This window comes from Veillonella sp. oral taxon 158, from assembly GCF_018376515.1.
In the GTDB taxonomy this organism is placed as follows: Bacteria; Bacillota; Negativicutes; order Veillonellales; family Veillonellaceae; genus Veillonella; species Veillonella rogosae.
Map to the genome: position 1 here is coordinate 66,044 of NZ_JAHABE010000002.1, position 24,931 is coordinate 90,974.

The following is a 24,931-nucleotide window of genomic DNA, read 5'->3' on the forward strand; positions in this document are numbered from 1 at the left end:
TGATTCACAATCCAAGACAGATCCTTGTAAGGCTTGTGGAGATGAACTTTCACAAGAACTAGACCCTTGAGTAGTACTCTTCTTATTTGCCATTTTTCGCATCATCAGTAATTGGTTCCAATGTAATGGTATTAATGATTACTGGTTCTACAGGCTTATCGTTGCGGCCAGTTTTTACTTTGCCGATTTTTTCAACTACATCCATACCTTGTACTACAGTGCCAAAGATAGTGTGTTTATTATCTAGCCAATCTGTAGGACCTAAGGTAATGAAGAATTGGGAGCCCCCAGTGTTCGGACCACGGTTAGCCATGGCAAGAACGCCCATTTTGTTGAAATGCAAGTCATTAGAGAATTCATCAGGAATTGTATAGCCTGGACCGCCAGCACCTGTGCCATCTGGATCCCCGCCTTGAATCATAAAGCCTTCGATAACGCGGTGGAATGTAACACCGTTATAGAAGCCTTTTTTCACTAGGTAATCAAAGTTTTTTACTGTAATAGGTGCTTTAGAGCCTAACAATCGAACTTTGAATTGACCATAATTTGTATCAAAAATAGCGTATTCATCAGCAATTGGCGCGTTAGAGAAGTTAGGCATAGCTACCGTTTCTGCTTTTACAGTATTCCCTTGTGGTTGTTCCCCACTTTTTGTACCACATGCTGCTGTACCAAGCATTGTAATCCCTAACAGTGCGCATAAAGCCAAGCGTTTCCAGTTCATAGTTCCCCCAAAAATGTATCATCTATACTAACATGTATGTAAAATTCACATAGAAAAGCCGCTCAACCCGTGAGCGGCTCTTTTTTAGTATATCATATTACACTCGTATTGAAAGCCAAAATATTCTAAAAAATCATTAAATTTTACTAGAATATTTTGCCCTATACAATATCTCTACCATATAGATTAATAACACGCTTAATTAATAGAGCATTTCAATACATAGCGAAGCAACATACATTCAATATTTATTTAATAAGATTTTTGCGTTCTTTACTACCTTTAGGTTTTACCTTTAACTTGATAGCCTTGCCAGTTTCATCATAAGTAGCTTCAATGATTTTGTCGCTTTCCAAGCCGCCGCCCTCAGAGTCAATTTGATTTACAAAGTAGAGGAATTTTTGGCTTTTCGGCCCCCAACCCATACCGGCTTTTGTAATGAAACCTGTATAAGTATCTTTCAACTCAGGATTGGATTGACCTTCTTTTTTGAAGCTTTCAATAACAGTTGCCATCATATCTGGATTTAGATTGTCGATGGAGTAGAATGTCTGAGCAATATCGTTCTTGCCTGGACCAACTACTTCAACAGGCGCGCCATCAGACCAAGTTTGCTTTTCAAGATCATATTGGTAACGTAACAACTCAGTAGTCCCTGGTTTTACTACGTCAATCTTAAAGGCCTTTTGATCAAAAGTCATGTCCCCAGAGACTTGAATTGGGGCAGTTTTTAATTCGCCTCGTTCTTTCAATTTATTAATAGCAGTTTTCCAAGTATCTGCTTTAGATATTTTATCTGTAAGAGCTACATTATTGGAACGATCCTGTGCCAACGCCTCTTGCTGTGCCTTTTCAAATCTAGCCTGTTTATCCTCTTTAGACTCACCACAGCCAGCTACAACGAATAAACTCATAGATAATACACCGGCCATCAAGCAACGAGACCACAACTTCTTATTCATAATTATCTCCTTAACACACAAAAATAATTGTACTCATAACATACAAATAGATAATAAATAAACTACTTATTTAAACAGCTTATTCACCTAAATACTCTTTATATAATTTAGGATACGCTTCTTTAAATTCCATTGGGCGATAAATTTTCCCAAATACCAATGCATCGGGATTCCCCTTCTCATTAGGATCCCGTTCATTGACATAGACCACTTCCTCAAAAGGCTCATCAAGACCATAACGGAATGGATATTTCCCTCGACGAGCGATATAGATATCAGAATGCGTCGTCATAGGACCTACATATACATCATTCCCAATAGATGTGGTTACTTCACCATGTTGAACATTACCAACCTTGCCTTCCCCATATTGAACATACCAAATAGCATATGTCGTTTCCGTGGGATTCAAAATGGACTTCATATCATATTGAGAAACCGTAAAGGTTTTTGTTTCGCCTTTCGGTGTAACCAATGTATGAGAGCCCTCTTTCAAGTCGATTTCCTTCACGCTATGGGCATCCACAGTATAACTTGTACCATCCAATGTGAAAGTAACACTAGCATCGGTAGGATTATCTACATAGGTAGTGCCTTTATAAATAATTTCATCTAACACGGATTTAAAAGCTTGATATCTACCGCAACCGGTAATGAGCAACAAAGACATTAATAACGTAAAAATACCAAATAATTTTACGAACCGTTTCATTGGCTCTCCTCATATACAAATTAGTTTTTATTTTACAAATCATAATTATGGAGAAGTATGTACTGCCATTAAGCCGTATACTTCATACTATAAAGAGAGTCTCACGTAAAACGAGAGGCTCTCTTATAAAAGCGATATTATTTTTTCTTACCGTCCAAATCATCTGGTTTAGTGCGGTTATAAGAATCAATGTAACTATTATATTGTTGAATCATACGATTAAGGTTACGATCTTGGTATTTATCATTAGGATCAACCATTACTTGACGAATAGCACCAACAGTATCATTGAAGTTACGAACTAAAGATTCTTTATGGGAGTCTTTTGTGTCTATACCATTAAGCAACGCTTGAATTTCGCCAATTTCTTTTTCGATAGCAGCTTTATCAGGGTTAGTGTACGTTGCTTGTACTTTTTCAACTAATTCAGTCAAACGAAGAGTTGCTTCCATAACGGCAGCATAGTTTTTGTAACCATCTTTCTTCATTTGTTCCATTTTCTTTTTATTTTTTTCTTTGTTTGTTGTATTTATAACTTCACCTAGCTTATCATAGGCAGCATTGAATTTCTCTACAGCTGCTACGTATTTAGCTGCTAGCTCATTACCTTTAGCCTTACCATCGTTTAGATATGCTTTAGAATCAGTATAGGATTTAAGTTCTTTATAAACAGGCATTAGTTCATCCAATACAGCTAATACATTGTCGCGCTCAGTATCAACTTCTTTGTATGTATTGCCTATTTCTTTACTTTTCTTCAAACCATTTTGTAAGCTTTCAAATTTAGGTTGAGTATTAATAGCATACTCATCGTAACCAGCTTTCAATTTAGCAAGGTTTTCAGCATGTTGTTGACCCCAAGTTACGTTATTGCCATTAAATTCATTTGTTGTCTTAATCAGTTCATCAAATGCCTTATTTAGTTTTTCGTCAGACTTAGAGTCTGTAACAGAAGATACTGCAGAGGACACTTTATCAGCTGCCTTATCACTGCCGCAACCAGAAACGAATAAACCTGCTGTTAAAGCACCTACACACATTAAGGTGGAAATTAACTTACGTTTAGAGCTCATAATCATTCTCCTATACAAACATAACAGTATAATCATCTTTTATTATACCAACTTATAAAACGTTTTCCCATGAATTAAGGGTGAATTTCATTACATCTCCATGCAAAAAATGCAAATAAACATATTTTTAATATGATAATATTCCAATTTTGCAAATTATATCCAATATACTTGACTGCAACTCTCAAAACAATGTATATAATTCGTTATGTACTTATTTTATGCAGCCACATATGAGAGAGAATACTTTATTATTGTAATCATTATGCTGCTATAGTTATTGTTAAAGGAGAGAAACTATGGACGATATTTTATCACTCTTGACCTTTATTTTTTTCTACACCATTTTTAGTTGTATTTTTACATTCTTCTTAATCTTAATGGTTCGTGCCATTATGCGTCGTTCTCTACGTCGTGAACAAACTACAGAAAAGGTACTACGTAATACATTTAATGCAGTAAAAACAATGTATTTTGTTATTTTCCTACTCTTTAGTGGCATTCCTGGCGCTATTATGTACTGGTTGAAATTCCGTACACCTATGATGGAAGAAGTTCGCCAAAACATGATCCAACGCGGTTACGATGTAAGCGATTTAAAATAGAATTAACAAAAAAACAGAGCTCCCAAAGGAGCTCTGTTTTTTTACCCTTACGCACTCGTTAGCTATTTGATTATTTAGCGTCGAATTGGTCTGGAGTTGTGCTGTTATACGTATCAATATAACCATTGAAACCTTCAATCATGTTGTTAAGGTTGTTGTCGCTTGGATCAGCTAGCACTTGACGTACATCACCGACTACGGAATTGTAACGATCAGCAAGCACTTGACCACGGTCGTTGTTTATGCTCTTAAGCAATGCTTCGATTTCGGAAAGTTCTTTTTCTACAGCTGCTTTATCAGCATTTTGAGGAGCTTTTTCCAATTTATCCACAAGCTCAGTTAAGCGAAGCGTAGATTCCATTGCTGCCGCATAACCTTTTTTACCGTCTTTTTTCAATTTTTCGATTTGTTTTTTGCTTTGTTCCGCATTAACTTTATTTAGAGTTTCGTTGAACTTCGCATAAGCAGCATCGAATTTTTCTACTGCTGCTACGTATTTAGCAGCAAGTTCTTTACCTTTAGCGCCCCCATCGTTCATGTAAGCTTTAGAGTCATCATAAGCAGTCAAATCTTTATATACCGGCACTAATTCATTAAGAATGTTCAATACATTGTCGCGCTCTGCATCAACTTCTTTAAATGTAGAACCTTCTTTTTTAGCTTTTTCTAAATCTGCTTGTAGTCTGTCAAAGTGAGGTTGGTTAGTAATAGCACCTTCTGCAAAACCACCTTTTAATTTAGCCAAACCTTCTGCTTGGAATTGAGCAAATGATGCATTGTCACTGTTGAAGCGGTTAGTTGCATCGATAAGTGTATTAAGCTTTGCAGCAGCTTTTTCATCACCACCATCAACTACGGAGGATACTACGGAACCAATGCCGCCCGCTTTATCGCTACCGCAACCAGATACAAATAAGCCTGCAGTCAAAGCGGCTACACAAAGTACAGTGGAATATAATCTACGTTTGTTGTTCATGACTTCTCTCTCCTATTTACACACAAGTATAGAACTAAATGCATTATACTAATTATGCCACACTAATTTCGTAGCTACAGCTACTTTAATTAAACATTTATGTAAATCTCACTTTAATTAAGGGAATTAACTATACATCAGTCGATCCACTTAAAATGTTTACACGCATTATAAATGCCGTCCTTATCACAGTCTGTAGTAATATAGTCCGCTTTTGCTTTTAATTCAGGGCGCGCATTCCCCATGGCAATATTAAGCCATTCAGGTCTAAACATGGACAAATCATTATAGCCATCGCCAAACACAACAGCTTGATTTGGTTTCATGCCAAAGTGCTCAAGCATATTGCGAATACCTAAGGCCTTTTCCATTGGTTCATACAAAACACAGCCGTCGCCATAGCGAATCAGCTTGTGCGTCATATGTTCAATATCTTTCTCCTCTTCTTCCCCTTCTTTAAAGAATACATAAATCTTATAAAACTCTTCAACACTATGAAAGTCAAAATCAGGATCTACGGTCGTTTTAAATACATCCCAATTTGGATTCCACTCCAAGATTTCCTTGTACGGTGTAATGCGACCTAATTTATTGCGGTCCGTAACAGCCCAAGGAATATTATGAGACTCTAAGTACTCTAAATATTTAATACACGCATCGCGATCCATACCAATCATGGACACCAATTCATTATTGACAGTAATACTATGACCACCATCCGCTACAAAATCAGTAAGTCCTGCTTGCTCCGCAAAGCGTTTAGCATCTACTTGGATGCGTCCCGTCGCTAAGGCTACGCGATGACCACGTCGCTTTAATTCATCCAAGCAGTATTGAGCACTATCAGGAATTTTACCTTCAGGCCATACAGCTAGGGTGTTATCAATATCGAAAAAGAAAAACTTCTGCTCCACAGGCCCTCCTAGTCACGTCCACTCATCAACTTAAACCGCTCTTTTTGCTCTACGTCAGGATATTTTTCCCGATCCACATCGCTAATAAACATCTCTAATGGACGTATGTACATATCGCGATCATCATAGAGCTTTTGATATACTACAAATTTCTCACCCGTTTCCGAATGAGTTGCTACGTCTAATACGTAATAATACATACCCTTAAAATGGCGATACAAACCACCTTTTACAATATCACTCATGAACAACCTCTTTATATCAATCTAAAATAGTAGTTAGTTTTACCAGACTTAATGTATCTATATATCCATTATCAACATATCATTACCTTACAATATAGATAAAATATATCCCCGAATTAATCATAAAACAATGAGTTACAAACTTAAAGGGATATTAAAAACGTAAAATACTCTAACTATTATTATATAACTATTAAAGGGTAAATTCACGATAATCTAGTAATTAACATTCTATAGTTTCCATATAACGAATGGCCTCTGCCAACATGTCAGTAGTAATCTCGTACGGTGATACCACAACATCGCGAACAGATACGGCTTTCTCCACGATTTGTGGTATATAGGATTCATCGAGTCCCATTTGTGAAAGCTTCGTAGGCCAACCGATTTCACGATATATAGGCAACCAGCGGTTTAACTCATCTAATTGTTTATCTACAATAAAGAGAATTAACAAACCATAAGCCACCATTTCACCGTGCAAATGATTCTTTTCTGTTTCTTCATTCGTAGCACAGCCATAGCAAATAGCATGTGCAATGATACTGTTATAATCGCCAGGCATACAGCCAGACACGATACCCGTCGTAAAGATTACGGTCATAACCATCAAATCAAAGGCTTCGCTACGATGTTTCTGCTCATTATCCTTATAGGCCTGTAAGCCATGTTCCAAAATCGGTTCACTACACATAGAGGATAAAACAAGACCTAATTGTGTATTGTACACTTGCTCACGATTACGTGCAGACATCAATGTTTCATAATGCTTGGCGATAGTGTCCCCCATGCCAGCCCATAAGTAACGGCTCGGTGCCTCTACTAAAATATCTGCATCAATAAAGCAATGTACGGGCGGATGATTTACAAAGGCAATGCCATCAAAATTATGATCTGCCGTATATACGGCGGCTGCTTCAGATGTAGCCGCACAAGTAGATGCAATGGTAGGAATGGTAAAGAATGGTTTATCGTCTAGCTCTACAGCTACTACTTTCACCGTATCAATAGCCTTGCCACCACCGACAGCAAAGAGAAAATCTGCATCTTTCACAGAATCCATAGCAGCAATTTCCTTGCCTCGCGCAAAAGTACATTCACCACCAAAGGGAACAACATCTAATACGTTAATCCCCGCCTTATCTAGTACGGGCTGAATATGTGGCATAGCCTTAGATAGTGCTGTTTCACCACCTATGATGGCTACTGTATGGCCGTATAATTTTGTAAAATGTGGAATGGCGTCAAATACATCGTGACCGCCAAAACTATAACTTGGTAAACAATGAGTGTTACGCATAAAAATCTCCTTTATATACTATATATGTATTATAAAAACTCCTACCTATAAAAGCAATTTCATATGACAACTTTTATGCCGCAAAAAAAGGTTCTATACTTTCAAAAAAGATGAAAGCATAGAACCTTTAATATTATTATTTATTTTCGGACACAAGACCTTTATGGATAAGACCTACAACGAAGCCTAATACTGCAAAGCTCACCCAGCCCATGCCAGCAGCCTGGAATGGAATGTATTGAGTAAAGAGCTGTTCCAATGTAGCAGGTGCAATACCTGCCGTTTCAAGACCAGTCATAAGAGCAGAAATCATTGTGAAAGCCATTGTCCATGCGTATACGCAACGACGGCCACCGAACACATTGTGAAAAAGCGCCAACAAGATGATTACAATCGTTAACGGATACAAGAGCATCAACACTGGAATCGCTGCACTGATGATTGTTTTCAAACCGAACATGCTAAGACCAAATGCTGCTACGGAGAAGATTACTACATATAATTTATAGCTAATCTTCGGTGTCAACTTGTGGAAGTATGTACCGCAAGAAGTGATAAGACCGATACTCGTAGACAAGCAAGCTAGAAGAACGATGATAGCCAAGATAATTTGACCGAAATCACCGAACAAGTAGTTAGCACTTACGGACAACACAGGAGCACCTGTATCAAACAAACCAAAGCGTTCAACACTAGTAGCACCAATGTTAGCGATAAATACATAAACAATACCAAGAAGAGCTACTGCAATAGCGCCTACTTCCATTACGGTTTTTGTAATAACCGCACGAGATGTAGCACCGCTAAGACGAACAAAGTCAATTACAAGAATAGCAAATACTACGGAAGCCAACGCATCCATCGTATTATAACCGTCCAAGAAACCTTGCAACACAGCTGTAGGTGCATCACCATAAGTAGGTTGTGGCACTGCATAGCCGCCTAGCGGAGTTATAAAGGATTTGATAATTAACAACAGAATTACAAGTAGTAATGCTGGTGTCAAAATATTACCGATACGATTAACAAGCTTTTGTGGGCTAATGGATAACCACAAAGAAACACCAAAGAATAATGCCAAGAAAATTGGTTCCATATTCATGCTTAAACCTTCTGTGAAAGGTTTAATTGCAATTTCATATGCTACAGTACCAGTACGTGGCGTCGCAAACATTGGACCAATACTCAAGTAAAGAGAAATTGTGTACAACAAGCCATAAATCGGATGAACACGGCTTGCAAGTTCTTCAACGTCTTTACAGGAGGAATAACCCATCGCTGCAACACCTAAAAGTGGAAGGCCTACACCTGTTAATACGAAGCCGAGCAAAGCCCAACCTACATTACTACCAGCTTGTTGACCTAAGGCCGCTGGGAAGATCAAATTCCCTGCCCCAAAGAATAGGGCGAATAACATCATGCCTATGGCCAAATAGGCACGGGTCGACAAATTGTCGTTACCATTCATAAATGTAACCCCCTTTAGGTTATATAAAAATAATGTTACTATTATAATCCAAAGGGGTTTAGGTATGCAAGAAAAATATTCTTACTATTCTATATCGGTATAGTGTCATTCCCATAAGTAAAGAGACTTAACTAGGAAAGTTTTCTTATATCAACTTGTACATCATAAAAAGTACTGCCCCAACCTTGATCTGTAGGGCGATCTGCCATAAGTGCATTGATAGCGACTTCAGTGTCACTAGATTGTGATTGCCACCATACACCAAGAGTGACTAATGTGCCCTGTTGCACCTCATCATCATAATACGCTTTTATTTTTACGCTGCCACGGTTATTATAAATTTCTACTTCATCACCATTAGCAATGTCATATAATTTTGCATCTTCAGGATGGATACGAAGCTTCATCAATTCTGGGTCATCAAAGTCTAACTCGCAAAAGCTTGAATCCAAAATGCGAATATCGTTACCATTGATAAGCCAGAACGGCGCATTATCACCATATGGCAACATATATCGAATGAGGGGCTCTACATCGTGAGGATTATAAAGCTCAATTTTGCCAGATGGTGTTTTAAAGTCCATCTTATAATTTTCAGGCACAACCATCTCTACAGGTTCACCACTAAGAATCGTATCTTGGTCTTCTTTAGATATACGATTAGAGGTGCGCACAATTTGGTCTATCAGTTCTCGCTCGCTAAGATTAAAGAACTCATCTACCAATCCCATTCGCTTCGCTAATTCTGCAATGACTTGCCAATTGGAGCGAGATTCACCGATGGGATCAATCAATTTATAGCCCGTGCCAATCGTATAGTGACCATAAGAATTGTAAATATCATCATGCTCTACAGATGTTGTGGCAGGCAAAATAATATCAGCATACTTACAAGTATCCGTAAAGAAACGCTCATGTACCACAGTGAATAAGTCATCTCGCATTAAGCCTCTACGTACAACATTCTGGTCAGGCGCTGTGATAGCAGGATTTGAAGAGAAGATATATAAACTATGAACTTTAGTTCCTTCAGGATTTATAAGCATTTCACCAAGTTTAATCATCGGCATCAATCGTGTAGCTGGCGCATGGACATGAGCCTGTTGCATCACATCTTTACCGACGAATTTACTACCACTAGCACTTGATAAGAGACCACCACCAAGGTGCTGCCACGCTCCCACAACAGCCGGCAAAGCATTAATAGCACGACAAGTCATAGCGCCATTGCCGTAGCGAGACAACCCGCTACCAAGACGAATAAATGGAGCCTTAGCTTTAGCATAAGCATGAGCAAACTCAGTCATGCGCTTTACAGAAACACCACATATTTCAGACGCTTTCTCTGGCGTGAAGTCAATTAACGTTTGTTCTACCAGCTGATCATACCCTTGTACATGTTGATTAATAAATTCTAAATCTGCTAAGCCATCACGATGAATGATATGAAGCATACCTAATGCTAGCGCCCCATCGCTACCGGGTTTCACAATAAGCTGTTCATGAGCCTGACTAAAGGTATATGTTTTATGGGTATCAATAATCCAAACTTGAGCCCCATTCTTTTTAGCAATATTTACATCATGTAAGATATGAACGTCTGTAGCTGTTGCATTAATGCCCCATAACACAATTAAATCACTATGCTGTGCCTCTTGCGGTTTAACAGCCAACGTATCACCGTAAACAGAGCGAAACCCCGCTTGTTTTGCAGGCGAGCAAATTCCTCTATCTTGATCGGTAGCACCTATACGACGAAAGAAATAATCTGCGGCGGGGCTTTGAATAACACCCATTGTTCCGGCGTAAGAATAACGTAAAATACTTTCACTACCATAAGAATCTATAGTGTGCTTGAAATTATTTACTATTGTATCTAGCGCCTCATCCCAGCTAATACGTACATATTGGTCTTCACCAACACCTTTTTTACCAATGCGCCTCATAGGGTATTCTAAACGCAATGGAGAATGGATAACCTTTTCGTAGTGCACCATTTTAGGACATAATGTGCCACGGGTAAAAGCATGATCCTTATTACCGCGCACAGATACCACCTTATTATTTTCAACACTTACAATTAGCCCACATGCGTCTGGGCAATCATAAGGACAAACAGACTTATATTCTTTCAAGATAAGCACCTCGCTTATAAATTATATAAACTATAGGATAAACTATAGGATGTATATTTATATTATATTACAGTATGACTTGTATATGTGTAACCTTTTGCACACCTTTTAATTTTAAAGAAAACATGAAAGCAAAGGATTTTCTGTATATCAATACATTCAGTTATCACATTCAATTTATGACCTCATCAATTATTTTAATATATAAGCCTTAACATTTCAAGTTTTATCGATGTCTATCCATTATCATTCTTTCTAGAAAGCTGAACAGTTATACTAATAAGGCCTATAAAAATACTATTAATCTATAAAAAAATCATGCAATAATGACTAAAAGTCATAACCATGTAGTTTAAGGTATAATCGGCTTTTTCACTTATACACTATAGAATATGTGATTTAAATCACCCGTACGTATGCGTATTTAGTAATGTCATTCAGAGTGCAAGACTATTCAATCTCACAAATTTCTGTGCTATACTGACATTGTCATTTGAGAGGATATAGAACTACCCTTAGAGTCATATTAATTTCATGATTCTTTTAGAATGTAGTTGCTATATCAGGTACATATTTTCTGAAAAGAGGTTTTAACGATGGCAGACGCAAAAAACACTGTGTTATTCCCTTATGAAACACTAAAAAAATTGAGCATGGACGCTTTCCAAAAATTCGGTTTCTCCGAAAAAGAAGCTGACATCATTCAAGACGTACTTTTGACTTCCGACTTGTTCGGTATTCAAAGCCATGGTATGCAACGTATGGTTCGTTACCATAAAGGTATTACTAATGGCTTGATCAAAATCGACGCAAAACCTGAAATCGTAAAAGAAACTCCAATCTCCGCAGTTATCGACGGTCATGATGGCATGGGCCAAATCTTGGGCCACATGGCTATGGAAATGGCTATCGAAAAAGCTAAAAAATCCGGTGTTGGTATCGTATCCGTACGTAACTCCAACCACTATGGTATCGCTGGTTACTATGCTAAAATGGCATCCGACCAAGGCTTAATCGGTTTCTCTTGTACAAACTCCGAAGCAATCATGGTTCCTACATACGCTCGTCAAGCTATGCTTGGTTCCAACCCTATCGCTTGGACTGTACCTGCTGATCCTGTTGACTTCTTCTTCGATTGCTCCACTACAGTAGTAACTCGTGGTAAACTTGAAATGTACAACAAAATGGGCAAAGCTACTCCAGATGGCTGGGCTGTTAATAAAGACGGCGTTCCTTCCACTGATGCAGCTGAAGTATTGGGCAACATCTCCCGTCATGAAGGCGGCGGTATCCTTCCTTTAGGTGGTGCTACAGAAGTTCTTGGCGGCCACAAAGGTTATGGTAACGGCATGATTGCTGAATTATTCTCCTCCATCTTGTCTCAAGGTGGTACTTCCAACAAATGTATGATTGGTGGTAAATCCAACATCTGCCACGGCTTCATGGCTATCAACCCTGAATTCTTCGGCGACCCAGCTGAAATCAAAAAACACTTCTCCCAATTCTTACAAGAATTACGTGAAGCTCCTAAAGCTGCTGGTCAAGACCGCATCTACACTCATGGTGAAAAAGAACATGAATCCGTTGAAAAAGTTAAAGCTGAAGGCATCCCTGTACTTAACGGTACAATGCTAGAAGTTCAAGATCTTTGCAACGAATTAGGTCTAGACTTCAAATCCTACTTCGGCGATTATGTACCAGAAGCTCCTGCTACAATGTTCAAAGGTAACTACTAATACCTAATACCTAAGACCTTACAAAGGCCCTAACATGGACATGTAGTCGGTAAAGAAGGGGACATAAACACTGTTTATGTCCCCTCTCTTATATTTCTAACCTCATAACTTATGAGGTTAAAAATTTTTAATTACTACATCAATTTTTGCGATAAGTATATCTGTTATTTTATTGTAACTTTACATTTTAACTGAACTTTTACAACTTAATACAATAGCGATTTACTCATCAATTTATTTGATTAAACTACATCGTCCTGTTGAGCATATATTTTTATTTTTCTTGAAAGGATGATCTTAGAAATGAGTGCTATCACCGTTCTATTAGCGCTATCTCCAATCATTTGGTTGATTGTAGCGTTATCCATCTTGAAATTACCAGCATGGCAAGCAACAAGTGTTGCGGCAATCGGTTCTTTCATCATCGCTATTACAGCATTCCAATCTGACCCATTTATTATGGTCACTGGTGCCCTTGAAGGTGCTGCTTTGGCAATCTGGCCAATCCTATTAGTTATTACAGCTGCTATCTTTGTTTATAACTTGGTAGTATACACGAAAGCAATGGAAACGATTAAAACAATGCTTTCTTCTGTAACATCTGATACTCGTGTACTTGCATTGTTACTTGCATGGGGCTTTGGTGCCTTCATGGAAGGTATGGCTGGCTTTGGTACTGCCGTTGCAATTCCAGCTGCTATGATGGTTGCCGTAGGTTTCGACCCACTAAAATCTATCATTGCATGTCTCGTTGCAAACTCCGTACCAACTACATTCGGCTCTATCGGTATTCCAACTACTACATTGGCATCCTTGACAAGCCTAGATCCAAGCCATTTAGGTACATTCATTTCCGTACAATTATTCTTGCTTAACCTTATCGCTCCATTCTTCGTTGTTATGATCATCGGTGGCGGTATTAAAGCGTTAAAAGGTGTATTCCTTGTTACATTACTTTCCGGTTTAGCATTAGCTGTTCCTGAAACTATAATCAACGCAGTAATGGGTCCTGAATTATCCGTAATTTCTGCATCCATTATTATTATGGCAGTTATCATTGGTTGTGCAAAAATCATGCCTCCTAATGATCCTGAATACGCAGTTAAACAAACTGGTGAAGCTCCAAAAGTTTCCGGTGGTGAAGGTCTTGTAGCGGCTATGCCATTCATCTTGATCTTCGTATTATTGTTATTAACTTCTAAATTGTTCCCTGCAATCAATGGTCCTCTTGCGTCCATTAAAACATCTGTACCGATTTATCAAGGTCCTGGTGCAAAACCTTACACATTCGTATGGATTGCAACTCCTGGTATCATGATTTTCATTGCTGGTATTGTTGGTGGTTTCATCCAAAAAGCAAAAGCTGGCGAAATCTTCGGTACATTGGGTAGCACAGTTAAAAACTTGAAGTTCACATACCTTACAATCATCACAGTTGTTATGACAGCTAAATTGATGACATACTCTGGTATGACTGCAGACATTGCGAAAGCAATGGTTGCTGGTACAGGTTCCTTGTACCCACTATTCGCTCCTATCGTAGGTGCGTTGGGTGCCTTCTTGACTGGTTCCGGTACAAACTCCAACGTATTGTTTGGTCCACTTCAAATCGCAGCAGCTCAAGGCTTAGATCCTACAAACTGGGAAGACCTTGGCTTCTGGTTAGCAGCTGTTAACTCCGGTGCAGCTGGTATCGGTAAAATGTTGTCTCCACAATCCATCGCGATTTCTATTGGTGCCGTAGGTCCTGCTTTGAAAGCATACCTCGAAAACCACAAAGAAGTTAGTGCTGATGAAGCTCATAAATTAGAGCATGAAATCGAAGCAAGCGTTATTATGAATACTGCATTCAAATACTTCATCATATTCATCGTAATGCATGGTTGCATCTCCTTCTTCGGTCAACATTTCATCCACCAAATCCATGCTATCTTCTTCTAAGATATTGCTAATAAGGTAAACCAAAAGAACAGCTCAGAAATGAGCTGTTCTTTTTTATGATTTACTTTTCAAATCTTAGTAATGTTTACGTTCTACTTCCCATTTAGTGAAAGTACCAGTATCTGCATCGATTTCAAAGTCATATTCATAACCATTGTAATGAATTTCGCCTTCATACTCTAAACGACCATGATCATAGTCACGATTAAACTCAGTTACATTTGCAATAGTTGCACCTGGAACACGAGCCAATGCGCTTTGCACAGCCTCGTCAGAGCTAATAGCCTCTACAGATGTGAATGTTGCAGTACCAACAACAGATACTGCTGCCAATACTAAAGTTTTTACAAATTTGTTCATACTAAACTCCTATATACGATAAACGATAAATAATAAATTACATTGATATTTTTAGATTTAATCTATGTCTTTATTTTAATCTATAAAATCAGATGTATCAAACCCAAAGTTTTGATATCACATTCTATAGAGATTTGCCTAATTCTATGCAACTACGTTTTCATACACAAAAAAGTTTAATATATAATTTTATAATTCTTGTAAATCACGTTATTAGTTTATACTCTAATTATTAGAAAAAACTTTTACAAAAAAATCTATAGAATTTATATATCAATCGTGTTACAATACTTCTTGTTAAATAGAAAAAATTAAATGCAGTCTGCGAAGTGCGATTCGCAGACTTTTTTATTCCCTATTTTAAGTACAGGAGGTTTCTATGACACAAGAAAGTTCTGCCAAGGTTTCCTTTATCATGGTAGTTTTTCTCGGTCTATTAACGGCAATCACACCGCTCGCAACAGACCTTTATTTGCCAGCATTACCAATTATGCCTGGTGAACTCAATACAACAGCATCTAACATTCAAATGACCATAGGTGTTATGACCTTTGGCGTTGCCTTAGGTCAATTATTTGGTGGTCCTATAAGTGACACAATGGGCCGTAAAATGCCACTTATTGTAGGTAACTTACTATGCGTTATTTCTAGTATTATTTGTGCCTATGCACCTAGCATCGAAATACTATTACTAGGTCGATTTCTACAAGGCTTAACCGGATCTGTAGGGGTAGTTATATCTAAAGCTATCGCTCGAGACTTTGCATCTGGTCAAGAACTAACTAAACTATTTGCTTTGCTCATGATGGTCAATGGCCTCGCACCTGTAATTGCACCTTTAGTAGGCGGCCAACTACTACTCTTCACCACATGGCGCGTTATTTTTATCATCTTAGCCGTATTCTCTGCTATTCTATTGCTAGGTTCTCTTCTTTTCCGTGAAAGCTTACCAAAGGAAAAACGCGTTACTGGCGGCCTTGCTACTGCTACAAAGAACTACTTTACACTGATCAAAGATAAACGTTTCCTAGGACAATCTTTAATTCAATTCTTTGCTTTCGGCGCTTTCTTTGCCTATATCTCAGGTTCATCCTTTGTATACCAAAATATTTTCCAACTTTCAGCTCAGGAATTTAGTTACCTCTTTGGTATCAATAGCTGCGGCATTATCTTAGCCAGTGCTATTAGCGGACGAGTAAGTAATGTCGTAACATCTCGCCAAATACTTACATTCAGTCTATGGCAACTTACAATCGGCTCTTTACTATTCTTAGTAGCCATGATTTTTGAATGGCCTCTTATTCCTGTAACAACAATTTTATTCTTTACTGCATGTACAGTATCTCTATTCGGTTCCGCCTCCTTCTCTATGGCGATGACTAAATACGGCAAAATGGCAGGTAGCGCCTCTGCCATACTAGGCTTTGCAAGCATGTTTGCGGCAGGTATTGTATCACCATTAGTTGGTATAGGAGGGGATCATACGGGCATACCAATGGGGATTACAATGCTAGTATGTGCAGTGCTTTCCTTATTGTTCTTATATGGTTTAGTAGAGAAAGAATAATCTCTTTTAAACATTTGTGTGAGCCCTACAATGGGGCCCAACTACAACAGAATAATATTAGTATATAAATAAGATACCCCTTTCCTTGCTCAGTACGGCGCTACGCTTCGTAAAATCGCTTCGGAAAGGGGTATCTTATTTATATTAACACTACCTGTAGAGGCGTCCCATTGTGGGGCTATACAGCTTAAATTAAAATCTGCTAATTCTTTTTTACAAATACACTATGCACAATAAAGGAAAGCACCTGTCCAACTGATTGTAGGGAGAAAAATAAGTCGTAATGGGGCCCAATTACAATTGAATAAATTTAAGTATAAAAATAGCACCACCTTCTTCTTGCTCAGTACGTCACTTCGTTCCGTAAAATCGCTGCGAAAAAGGTGGTGCTATTTTTATTAACATTTTTTATAAAGGTGTCCCATTACGACATAACAGCATCAACAAAATGTTTAATCATATGTATTCTACATTCTAATATCAACTTGGCACTATTCTTTTATATCCACACCAATATACATAAGCACAATAATGAAAAGCGCCAGCTCAACTGATTGTAGGGAAAAGAACACAGCCCTCTCTGCAGCGATTTTACGGAACGTAGTGACGTACTGAGCCAAGAGAGGGCTGTATTTTTTCTATACTAGTATTATGTAGTTGTATTCGGGGTCCATTATAAAATGTAAAGCACCTTATCACTTATTACTTATTCACTAACTTTCCTCCCATCTCGTCCCCCTATGCACTAGTTATATTTTCAATGGGACATCTTCAAAACGGGTGTATATAGAAAAGAACACAGCCCTCTCTGCAGCGATTTTACGGAACGTAGTGACGTACTGAGCCAAGAGAGGGCTGTGTTTTTTCTATACTAGTGTTATGTAGTTGTCACGGGCCCCATTGAAAATATAACGGAGCACCCTTTTATTCAAACATTGTCGATAGTAATAGTTTCAACCGATTTGCTTGGTTTACTGCACTGGATCCAGGATCGTAGTCGATGGCAGCGATGCGCACTTCTGGGTAGGCCGCAGATAGTGTTTTCACCATGCCTTTACCTGTTACGTGGTTTGGCAAGCAGCCGAATGGTTGCAAGCATACGATTTGTTTTGCCCCTTTTTCAATAAGGTCGATCATATCGCCTGTGAGGAACCAGCCTTCACCGCATTGATTACCAAGGCCGATGAATTGAGCTGCTTCTTTTGCTACTTCTGTCATACGTTGTAGAGGATCAAAGTTTTTAGACGCCGCTACGGCTTTAGCATATGGCAAGCGGTAGAGTTCAAGGGCTTCACGTGCTAGTGTACCGAAGAAACCAGATAACCATGTGCCATCAAGGTGTTTTGCACGGTATGTGCTATCCATTGCACAGTACAAGAAGAAGTCTAATAAACCAGATGTAACGACTTCGCCCCCTTCTTTTTCAATGAGTTCATTGATATGGTTGTTAGCACTTGGGTGGAATTTAACGTAAATTTCCCCTACGACGCCAACGCGAGGTTTTTGTACGTCTTTGTTAACTGGCAAGTTATCAAAGTCATGGATAATCTCTTTGATGTACTTATTGTACTGACGAAGGCTGGCAGATGTAATGTTTTCACGCAGCTTTTTAAGCCAGTAATTACATAATGCATCGGTAGAGCCAGGGTTCTTTTCGTATGGGCGTGTAGCCAACACGCATTGCATGAGAGCATCACCATATACCACGGCTTGGATCATGCGATGTAAGAAGCCTTTAGTCAACTTAAAGCCTGGTTGACGTTCCATATCGCTCGCGTTGAGGGATAGGATTGGTACTTGTTTCATACCTGCGTCAATCAATGCTTTACGCAAGTAACCGATATAGTTCGTCGCACGACAGCCACCACCTGTTTGAGAGATGATAACTGCTGTTTTTTCTACGTCATATTTACCAGACAGTAAGGCCGCCATGAGCTGACCTACAACGATGATTGCTGGATAACATGCATCATTATTAATGTATTTTAGACCCACTTCAATATCATCGCGCGTAGGTGCTGGCAACATTTCAAAGTCATAACCTTCGTTTTTGAGGACTGGCTCTAAGAGGCTAAAATGTAATGGTGACATTTGTGGCACCAAGATTTTATAGGTCTTACGCATTTCCTCAGTGAACACCACACGATTATAATCGTAAGTTGGTAATTCTTCTACCACCACTTCTTCCGGTGCCTCTGGGTTATTATGACGACGCAAGCTACGTTCCATTACAGATTGTAAGGAGCGAAGACGAATCGTAACGGCCCCAAGATTTGTACCTTCATCAATTTTGAGTAAGGTATGGATTTTGTGGTTTGCTGAAAGTATATCTTTTACCTGATCCGCTACGATAGAGTCGAGACCACAACCAAAGGAGTTAAGCTCTACAATTTGGAAGCCTTCTGTTCTGCTTACGAATTCAGCAGCACGGTATAAACGACTATGGTAGGACCATTGGTCTACAACGCGCAAATGCTTGATATCATTACCGAGAGGTGCTACACCATCTTCAGTAAGAACAGCCATACCAAGGGATGTAATGAGCTCAGGAATACCATGATTTATACCAGAGTCTAAATGATATGGACGACCAGCTAAAACGATGGTTGGAATTTGTTCTGCCACAAGGCGAGAAACAGTTTTCTTCGTCGTTTCACGGTAAGAGGCTTTACAATTTTCTTGCTCTTCCCAAGCGAGGTCTACGGCCTTAGCAATATCTTTCTTCTTGATATCCAAGAAGTCCAATGCTTTCACAAGGGCAGGAACAAGAGATTTTTTATCAGCCAACGGCAAGAATGGCGCATGGAATGGAGTATCCCCTAGCACATCTTGCATGTTATTTTTGATTAATTCTGGATAGGAAATAACCATTGGACAATGGTAGTTGTTGTCACGGCTAAATTCCTTAGGACCATGTTGCACACAAGGATACCAAATAAAGTCTACCTGTGCATTCGCCAAATCCCGAATATGACCATGCACGGCCTTTGCAGGATAACAAGCCGTATCGGATGGAATCGTATCAATAGCCTTATTGTATTGATCCTTTGTCGTATATTCTGAAAGGATAACTTCATAGCCCAAGGTATTGAAGAATGTAAACCAGAATGGGAAATCCTCATACATATTGAGGACGCGCGGAATACCTACGCGCATTTTACCTTCGAACTCTGGAATATTTTTCTTCAAGTAATAATCAAAGTATCGGCGTAATTTTACATCCACCAAGTTAGGAACTGCTTTGCGTTCCTCTTGAATCATACCGCCCGCACCGCGGTCACAACGGTTGCCCGTCACGTACGTACGACCATCGGAGAATGCGTTGATTGTCAGCATACAGTTGTTGGAGCAAAGTCCGCAATTGCGCATTGTCGTAGCAACTTGTAAGGAATTGAGCCCTTCGCTATCTAACAATGTACTATTACCCTTTTGCAACTCTTCAGCTGTTTCAGCAGCAAGAAGAGCCATACCGTATGCACCCATCAAGCCGGATACGTCAGGACGAATTACTTCTACGCCCATCAATTTTTCGAAGGCGCGCAAAACGGATTCATTATAGAATGTACCGCCTTGTACAACGATATGATCGCCCAATTCTTTAGGATCTTTTACCTTAAGAACCTTGTAAAGGGCATTTTTAATTACAGAATAAGCAAGGCCTGCTGCGATATCTTGTACCGTAGCCCCTTCTTTTTGGGCTTGCTTAACCTTAGAATTCATGAATACGGTACAACGAGAGCCTAAGTCAATTGGCAAGGTTGCCAACAAACCTTCCTTCGCGAATTGGTCGATAGGAATACGCAAGCCAGATGCGAAGGTATCGATGAAGGAACCGCAACCAGAGGAGCAAGCTTCATTCAATACGATATCTTCGATGTAGCCATCGCGAACCTTACAACATTTCATATCTTGACCGCCGATATCCAAGATAAAGGATACATCAGGGCAGAAGAAGCGGGCCGCACGATAGTGAGCCATCGTTTCTACTTCACCGATATCGATGCCAAGGGCGCGTTTAAGAAAGGCTTCGCCGTAGCCAGTTACACCAGAGTGTGCAATATATGCACCTTTAGGCAATAATGTGTAAATTTGCTCGATAATTTCACGAGATTTTTCTAATGGTTTACCATGGTTAGGACCATAGTGAGAGAAGATAATTTCCTTATTGCTGTTGATGAGCACTACTTTTAAAGTAGTGGAACCAGCATCGATACCAAGGTAACAAGGACCTTGAGCATCCTCAATATTCGCCTTTGGCGTTACCGCCTTAGCATGACGAGCTCGGAATTCTTCTAATTCTTGTTCATTTTTAAATAGCGGATCTACACGGTCTGTAGCTTCCATAGGAATACCGATAAGAGCACCGATTTCCTTTGTCAATTGACCAACTGTAATCTCACGGCATTCATCTTTCATCAATGCCGCCCCTAAAGCGATAAACAATTCACCATTCTCAGGGATGATGCGTTGAGATTCTTCCAGCTCTAATGTGTCACAAAAACATTGGCGCAATTCGGACAGGAATGTCAACGGACCGCCAAGGAATGCCACATTACCTTCGATTTTATGGCCGCATGCGAGGCCTGCAATCGTTTGGTTTACAATAGCTTGGAATACAGATTTAGCAATGTTTTCATGGGATGCCCCTTGATTTAACAAGGCTTGAACGTCAGTTTTTGCAAACACGCCACAACGTGCCGCAATTGGGTAAATTGTATCAGAATTCATAGCCAATTGGTTGAGACCAGATGCATCAGTTTGCAATAAGGTCGCCATTTGGTCTATGAAAGCACCTGTACCACCAGCACAGGAACCATTCATACGGTGTTCTGCAGTTTGGCCTAAGTAAGTAACCTTCGCATCCTCACCACCAAGTTCGATGATAACATCTGTTTCTGGATAGAGCGCTTTTACAGCTCGCGTTTCAGCAATAACCTCTTGTACGAATGGAATGCGCACCTTTTCGGCCATCGCCATACCACCAGAACCAGTAATACATACGTGAACTAGATCATCTTCATGGCCCACTTGAGCCTCTTGAAGCAAGGTATATACTGTGTCCAAAATATTCGCATAATGGCGTACGTACTTCTTATACAAATAATTATCGTGTTCGTCCAATAGTACAACTTTAACCGTTGTAGACCCCACGTCAATACCCATGCGTAGCATGTGCTGCATAAATACCTCTCTTTTTAACAACCGTATGACCACCTAAGCGATCATACTCGTTTTTGTGAAAGTAGCACATCATAAAATACCATATACGATGTACTAAACACCTAACTTGTAAAACTAAAAATTAGATGAGGATATTATACTTTCACTAAAATATCTAAATTTTTAAATATCCTACCTATATTATACAACAAAAGCAGTTAAAAGCTAAGTTTTCTTATATTCCAAAGAGTTATAAAGAATATAACTAATTTTGAATTGCAACGTCATATTTCCTATAGGATATAAAGAATATTATAACACTTTAACATAAAAAAAGATGTATCTACCAGTACTTAAATAAACTGATAACAGTCATATAAAAATCAGAAAAGAGACTTCAATGAAATCATTAAAGTCTCTTTTCAAAACATTATGTTAATATCGGTTTTATATGGATTTACAGCACTTTTTTATACAAGCCAACTAGATCCTCATGGTTAGCAGGATATGGATTAAATCTATAGCACATATCTTCTAACGCTCTATCTGCCATAAGATCAAGCTTTGATTCTGATGTAGATCTATCTACACCAAAGGCCGTAAGGTTCATTGGACAGTCTAATGTATGTTGCAATGTAACTATAGCCTCTATAAGAGCAGCTAATTTATCAGCCTCTGATACATTATGGGCTGCAAAGCCAAGTTTAGCAGATAAACGGGCATACTTCTCCGCTACCGCTGGATTACGAGAGCAGTTAAAGCCAATTACATATGGCAAAAGCATACTATTAGCTAGACCATGAGGTACATGAAATTGCCCACCCAACTGATGTGCCATGGCATGAACGATACCCACGCCGGCCTTGTTAAAGGAAAGTCCTGCAAGGCATGATGCTTCGTGCATTGACATGCGATCTTGGTCTGTGGCTGTTGGCTTATAACATTTTGGTAGGTATTCAAAGACAAGCTCAATTGCTTGCTGTGCCAACGCATCAGTAAAATTATTTGCCGCCGTTGCCACATAGGCTTCAAGCGCATGAACAAGCACATCCATACCGCTAAAAGCAGTAACATTGGGAGGCGATGTTTTTACAAATAATGGCGTTAATAAAGCTTCATCTGGTAATACCGCATCATCTGCAATAGGATATTTAATCTGTGTTTCGCTATCTGTAAGAACAGCAAAGGATGTTACTTCAGAGCCTGTTCCACTTGTAGTAGGAATGGCGATGAAGGATTTGATATCCATATGCTTTATCTTACGACCAAAATAGGCTATCCCTTTACTCATATCGATACAGGACCCTCCACCTATGGCGATGATAACAGTTGGTTTAATACCTTCCATAAACTCAATGCCTTTTACTACGTGAGTTATGGGCGGATCAGGTACTACGTCTGTATAGATAGTTACCTTATTTCTACTGTCCATTAAGTTCATCACATACGTAAGGTTTGGTGAGTCCTTCAAAAATGGATCGCATATGATGAGGATAGATTCGTTATTAAATTCTGTAAGACGTTGTAATGAATCTTCCCCTGCATAAATTTTGGTTGGGAATGTCCATTGATTCATATGCTCACCACCTATCGAATATTAAAGCCCGTTGTTAAGCAACATCTACGGCGACGAGCAAAGCATCGAGCAGATGTAGTAGATTCCCCTGTTGGTGTAGCAATAGTAAAAGTCGTTGTTCCTTCTCCACTAAAACCAAGACCAGCATAAGATGGACCATTCTTAACAAAAATAGACGTTTTCATTTTACGTGCCATCTGATTGAGGCGTTCCATATTTAAGGAATGCATCGTTGCCGTATGATGTAAGCCAGCTTCTAACATCAAACATACATCAAGACCTTCGTCAAAGCTATCTACTGTAACAACAGGTAAAATAGGCATTAACATTTCAATTACTGCAAAGGGATGATTTTTTGGAGCCCGCATGATAATTAACCGTGGATCACCGTTGTACGGAATGTGAGCCGCATCAAGGATAACACTGGCATTTTTACCTACAAACTGTTTGTTTGGCGTCCCATTTGGCAAGACTGTTAAGTCCACCAACCGTTGAATATCTTGTTGATTATCAACGAGGACACATCCTACTTTCACCATTTCTTGAACGAGTTGTGGCTCAATTTGACGCATGGCCACGACGCTCTTTTCAGCGATACATAGAATATTATTATCTAGGCTAGCACCGAGAACGATATCTTGGGCTGCCTTTTTAATATCGGCTGTTTCATCTACAAAAGCTGGCGGATTACCAGCACCAGCACCGATAACCTTTTTACCACTTTGAAGCGCTTGTTTTACTACTCCAGGGCCACCAGTAACAACTAATAAGCTTACATCTGGATGTAACATCATCTCTTGAGCAGACTCAATAGACGGCTCCCGAAGTGTAACAATAAGGTTTTCAATGCCAATCGATTTAGCAATAACTTGATTGAGCTCACTAACAAGCTCTCGACTCAAATTCTTGGCGCCTGGATGAACACTAAAGAATATAGCATTTCCGGCCGCCAGCATACCGATGGAATTACATATTAATGTTTCTGCTGGATTCGTACTTGGCGTTATCGCACCGATGACACCATAAGGTGATAATTCATATAATGTCATACCATTATCACCAGTTTCACACTCTGTAACAAGGTCTTCTACACCTGGTGTTTTATCTAGTGTAAGGTTTAATTTTAGTACTTTATCCGCAACGCGGCCCATTCCTGTTTCTTCAACAGTTTTTTGAGCCAACTCTTGTACTCGTGGGCGCATAGCAGCACGAATATCTGCGATTACCTTCTCACGAGTTGCCAAGGTGCAATCTTCAAAACGCAATTGCGCTTCTTTTGCTGCTCGAATAGCCTCATCTACCGTATCAAACACACCGGGTTCTTGACCGCGAGATACTTGTTTAACCGATTGCGATGAGGCTGTTTCTTGCTTTTGCCCCTGTAATACATCTATAACCATGGAGCGGATCATTTCTTTCAACTGTGTATTGTTTTCCATCATGAACCTCCATATAGGTTGCATTGCTGATGCAATGT

The 24,931-nt window shown here is 39.2% G+C and carries 18 protein-coding genes; 4 read left to right on the forward strand and 14 right to left on the reverse strand.

Translation table 11 applies throughout. The features are described from left to right. Positions 1 to 82: 82 nt before the first annotated feature. The 4 genes from KH364_RS01505 to KH364_RS01520 form a co-directional block, all read right to left on the reverse strand. On the reverse strand, positions 83 to 724 hold the full coding sequence (locus tag KH364_RS01505; protein ID WP_009352363.1) for a peptidylprolyl isomerase: 642 nt from the start codon (positions 722 to 724) through the stop codon (positions 83 to 85). A gap of 248 nt (positions 725 to 972) precedes the next feature. Next, positions 973 to 1,686, reverse strand: coding sequence for a hypothetical protein (locus KH364_RS01510; protein WP_273298129.1), 714 nt, complete (start codon positions 1,684 to 1,686; stop codon positions 973 to 975). Positions 1,687 to 1,765: 79 nt separating this feature from the next. Then, entirely contained in the window at positions 1,766 to 2,398 is a 633-nt protein-coding gene (locus tag KH364_RS01515) for a hypothetical protein (protein ID WP_273298131.1), read from the reverse strand. Between the two features lie 137 nt (positions 2,399 to 2,535). Further along, positions 2,536 to 3,471 carry a DUF3829 domain-containing protein gene (locus KH364_RS01520; RefSeq protein WP_273298132.1) on the reverse strand — a complete coding sequence of 312 codons (936 nt, stop codon included), beginning with the start codon at positions 3,469 to 3,471 and terminating at the stop codon, positions 2,536 to 2,538. Between the two features lie 299 nt (positions 3,472 to 3,770). Between KH364_RS01520 and KH364_RS01525 the strand changes: the two genes are divergently transcribed. Continuing rightward, positions 3,771 to 4,076, forward strand: coding sequence for a hypothetical protein (locus tag KH364_RS01525; RefSeq protein WP_009352284.1), 306 nt, complete (start codon positions 3,771 to 3,773; stop codon positions 4,074 to 4,076). 70 nt (positions 4,077 to 4,146) lie between these two features. Here KH364_RS01525 and KH364_RS01530 read toward each other — a convergent pair whose 3' ends face one another. From KH364_RS01530 to KH364_RS01555, 6 genes are all read right to left on the reverse strand, one after another. After that, complete coding sequence (locus KH364_RS01530; RefSeq protein ID WP_273298134.1) at positions 4,147 to 5,052, reverse strand: DUF3829 domain-containing protein; 906 nt, start codon at positions 5,050 to 5,052, stop codon at positions 4,147 to 4,149. A 137-nt stretch (positions 5,053 to 5,189) separates the two neighbouring features. Continuing rightward, entirely contained in the window at positions 5,190 to 5,966 is a 777-nt protein-coding gene (locus KH364_RS01535) for an HAD family hydrolase (RefSeq protein WP_009352357.1), read from the reverse strand. Positions 5,967 to 5,974: 8 nt separating this feature from the next. Next, entirely contained in the window at positions 5,975 to 6,211 is a 237-nt protein-coding gene (locus KH364_RS01540) for a DUF1653 domain-containing protein (protein ID WP_273298137.1), read from the reverse strand. A 223-nt stretch (positions 6,212 to 6,434) separates the two neighbouring features. Continuing rightward, the gene (locus KH364_RS01545) at positions 6,435 to 7,511 is read right to left on the reverse strand and encodes an iron-containing alcohol dehydrogenase family protein (protein WP_273298138.1); all 1,077 of its coding nucleotides are present in this window, start codon (positions 7,509 to 7,511) and stop codon (positions 6,435 to 6,437) included. A 136-nt stretch (positions 7,512 to 7,647) separates the two neighbouring features. After that, entirely contained in the window at positions 7,648 to 8,979 is a 1,332-nt protein-coding gene (gene brnQ / locus KH364_RS01550; RefSeq protein WP_009352462.1) for a branched-chain amino acid transport system II carrier protein, read from the reverse strand. Between the two features lie 131 nt (positions 8,980 to 9,110). Next, entirely contained in the window at positions 9,111 to 11,114 is a 2,004-nt protein-coding gene (locus KH364_RS01555) for a molybdopterin-dependent oxidoreductase (protein WP_273298141.1), read from the reverse strand. 596 nt (positions 11,115 to 11,710) lie between these two features. On the opposite strand from KH364_RS01555, the gene KH364_RS01560 reads away from it, so the two are divergent. Together KH364_RS01560 and KH364_RS01565 are read left to right on the forward strand one after the other, a co-directional pair. Then, positions 11,711 to 12,850, forward strand: a complete 1,140-nt coding sequence (locus tag KH364_RS01560) for an Ldh family oxidoreductase (RefSeq protein ID WP_265137845.1) — start codon at positions 11,711 to 11,713, stop codon at positions 12,848 to 12,850. A gap of 303 nt (positions 12,851 to 13,153) precedes the next feature. Further along, positions 13,154 to 14,791, forward strand: a complete 1,638-nt coding sequence (locus KH364_RS01565) for an L-lactate permease (RefSeq protein WP_273298143.1) — start codon at positions 13,154 to 13,156, stop codon at positions 14,789 to 14,791. 75 nt (positions 14,792 to 14,866) lie between these two features. On the opposite strand, the gene KH364_RS01570 is transcribed toward KH364_RS01565, so the two are convergent. Continuing rightward, positions 14,867 to 15,151, reverse strand: a complete 285-nt coding sequence (locus KH364_RS01570) for a PepSY domain-containing protein (RefSeq protein WP_273298145.1) — start codon at positions 15,149 to 15,151, stop codon at positions 14,867 to 14,869. Positions 15,152 to 15,530: 379 nt separating this feature from the next. Between KH364_RS01570 and KH364_RS01575 the strand changes: the two genes are divergently transcribed. Further along, entirely contained in the window at positions 15,531 to 16,718 is a 1,188-nt protein-coding gene (locus KH364_RS01575) for a multidrug effflux MFS transporter (protein WP_273298148.1), read from the forward strand. A gap of 924 nt (positions 16,719 to 17,642) precedes the next feature. On the opposite strand, the gene KH364_RS01580 is transcribed toward KH364_RS01575, so the two are convergent. From KH364_RS01580 to KH364_RS01590, 3 genes are all read right to left on the reverse strand, one after another. Then, positions 17,643 to 21,899: an acyl-CoA dehydratase activase-related protein gene (locus tag KH364_RS01580; RefSeq protein ID WP_273298150.1), complete on the reverse strand. Its 4,257-nt coding sequence runs from the start codon at positions 21,897 to 21,899 to the stop codon at positions 17,643 to 17,645. A gap of 436 nt (positions 21,900 to 22,335) precedes the next feature. Then, positions 22,336 to 23,454, reverse strand: coding sequence for a 1-propanol dehydrogenase PduQ (locus KH364_RS01585; RefSeq protein WP_273298152.1), 1,119 nt, complete (start codon positions 23,452 to 23,454; stop codon positions 22,336 to 22,338). An 11-nt stretch (positions 23,455 to 23,465) separates the two neighbouring features. Continuing rightward, the gene (locus tag KH364_RS01590; protein WP_273298154.1) at positions 23,466 to 24,896 is read right to left on the reverse strand and encodes an aldehyde dehydrogenase family protein; all 1,431 of its coding nucleotides are present in this window, start codon (positions 24,894 to 24,896) and stop codon (positions 23,466 to 23,468) included. Positions 24,897 to 24,931 lie beyond the last annotated feature (35 nt).

Bases quoted from the DNA above. Each gene is read 5' to 3' on its own strand.
- KH364_RS01530 (WP_273298134.1), bottom strand. From the start codon at position 5,052: ATGAACAACAAACGTAGATTATATTCCACTGTACTTTGTGTAGCCGCT.
- KH364_RS01545 (WP_273298138.1), bottom strand. From the start codon at position 7,511: ATGCGTAACACTCATTGTTTACCAAGTTATAGTTTTGGCGGTCACGAT.
- KH364_RS01520 (WP_273298132.1), bottom strand. From the start codon at position 3,471: ATGAGCTCTAAACGTAAGTTAATTTCCACCTTAATGTGTGTAGGTGCT.
- KH364_RS01525 (WP_009352284.1), top strand. From the start codon at position 3,771: ATGGACGATATTTTATCACTCTTGACCTTTATTTTTTTCTACACCATT.
- KH364_RS01565 (WP_273298143.1), top strand. From the start codon at position 13,154: ATGAGTGCTATCACCGTTCTATTAGCGCTATCTCCAATCATTTGGTTG.
- brnQ (WP_009352462.1), bottom strand. From the start codon at position 8,979: ATGAATGGTAACGACAATTTGTCGACCCGTGCCTATTTGGCCATAGGC.
- KH364_RS01585 (WP_273298152.1), bottom strand. From the start codon at position 23,454: ATGAATCAATGGACATTCCCAACCAAAATTTATGCAGGGGAAGATTCA.
- KH364_RS01515 (WP_273298131.1), bottom strand. From the start codon at position 2,398: ATGAAACGGTTCGTAAAATTATTTGGTATTTTTACGTTATTAATGTCT.
- KH364_RS01590 (WP_273298154.1), bottom strand. From the start codon at position 24,896: ATGATGGAAAACAATACACAGTTGAAAGAAATGATCCGCTCCATGGTT.
- KH364_RS01560 (WP_265137845.1), top strand. From the start codon at position 11,711: ATGGCAGACGCAAAAAACACTGTGTTATTCCCTTATGAAACACTAAAA.
- KH364_RS01510 (WP_273298129.1), bottom strand. From the start codon at position 1,686: ATGAATAAGAAGTTGTGGTCTCGTTGCTTGATGGCCGGTGTATTATCT.
- KH364_RS01505 (WP_009352363.1), bottom strand. From the start codon at position 724: ATGAACTGGAAACGCTTGGCTTTATGCGCACTGTTAGGGATTACAATG.
- KH364_RS01540 (WP_273298137.1), bottom strand. From the start codon at position 6,211: ATGAGTGATATTGTAAAAGGTGGTTTGTATCGCCATTTTAAGGGTATG.
- KH364_RS01580 (WP_273298150.1), bottom strand. From the start codon at position 21,899: ATGCAGCACATGCTACGCATGGGTATTGACGTGGGGTCTACAACGGTT.
- KH364_RS01570 (WP_273298145.1), bottom strand. From the start codon at position 15,151: ATGAACAAATTTGTAAAAACTTTAGTATTGGCAGCAGTATCTGTTGTT.
- KH364_RS01575 (WP_273298148.1), top strand. From the start codon at position 15,531: ATGACACAAGAAAGTTCTGCCAAGGTTTCCTTTATCATGGTAGTTTTT.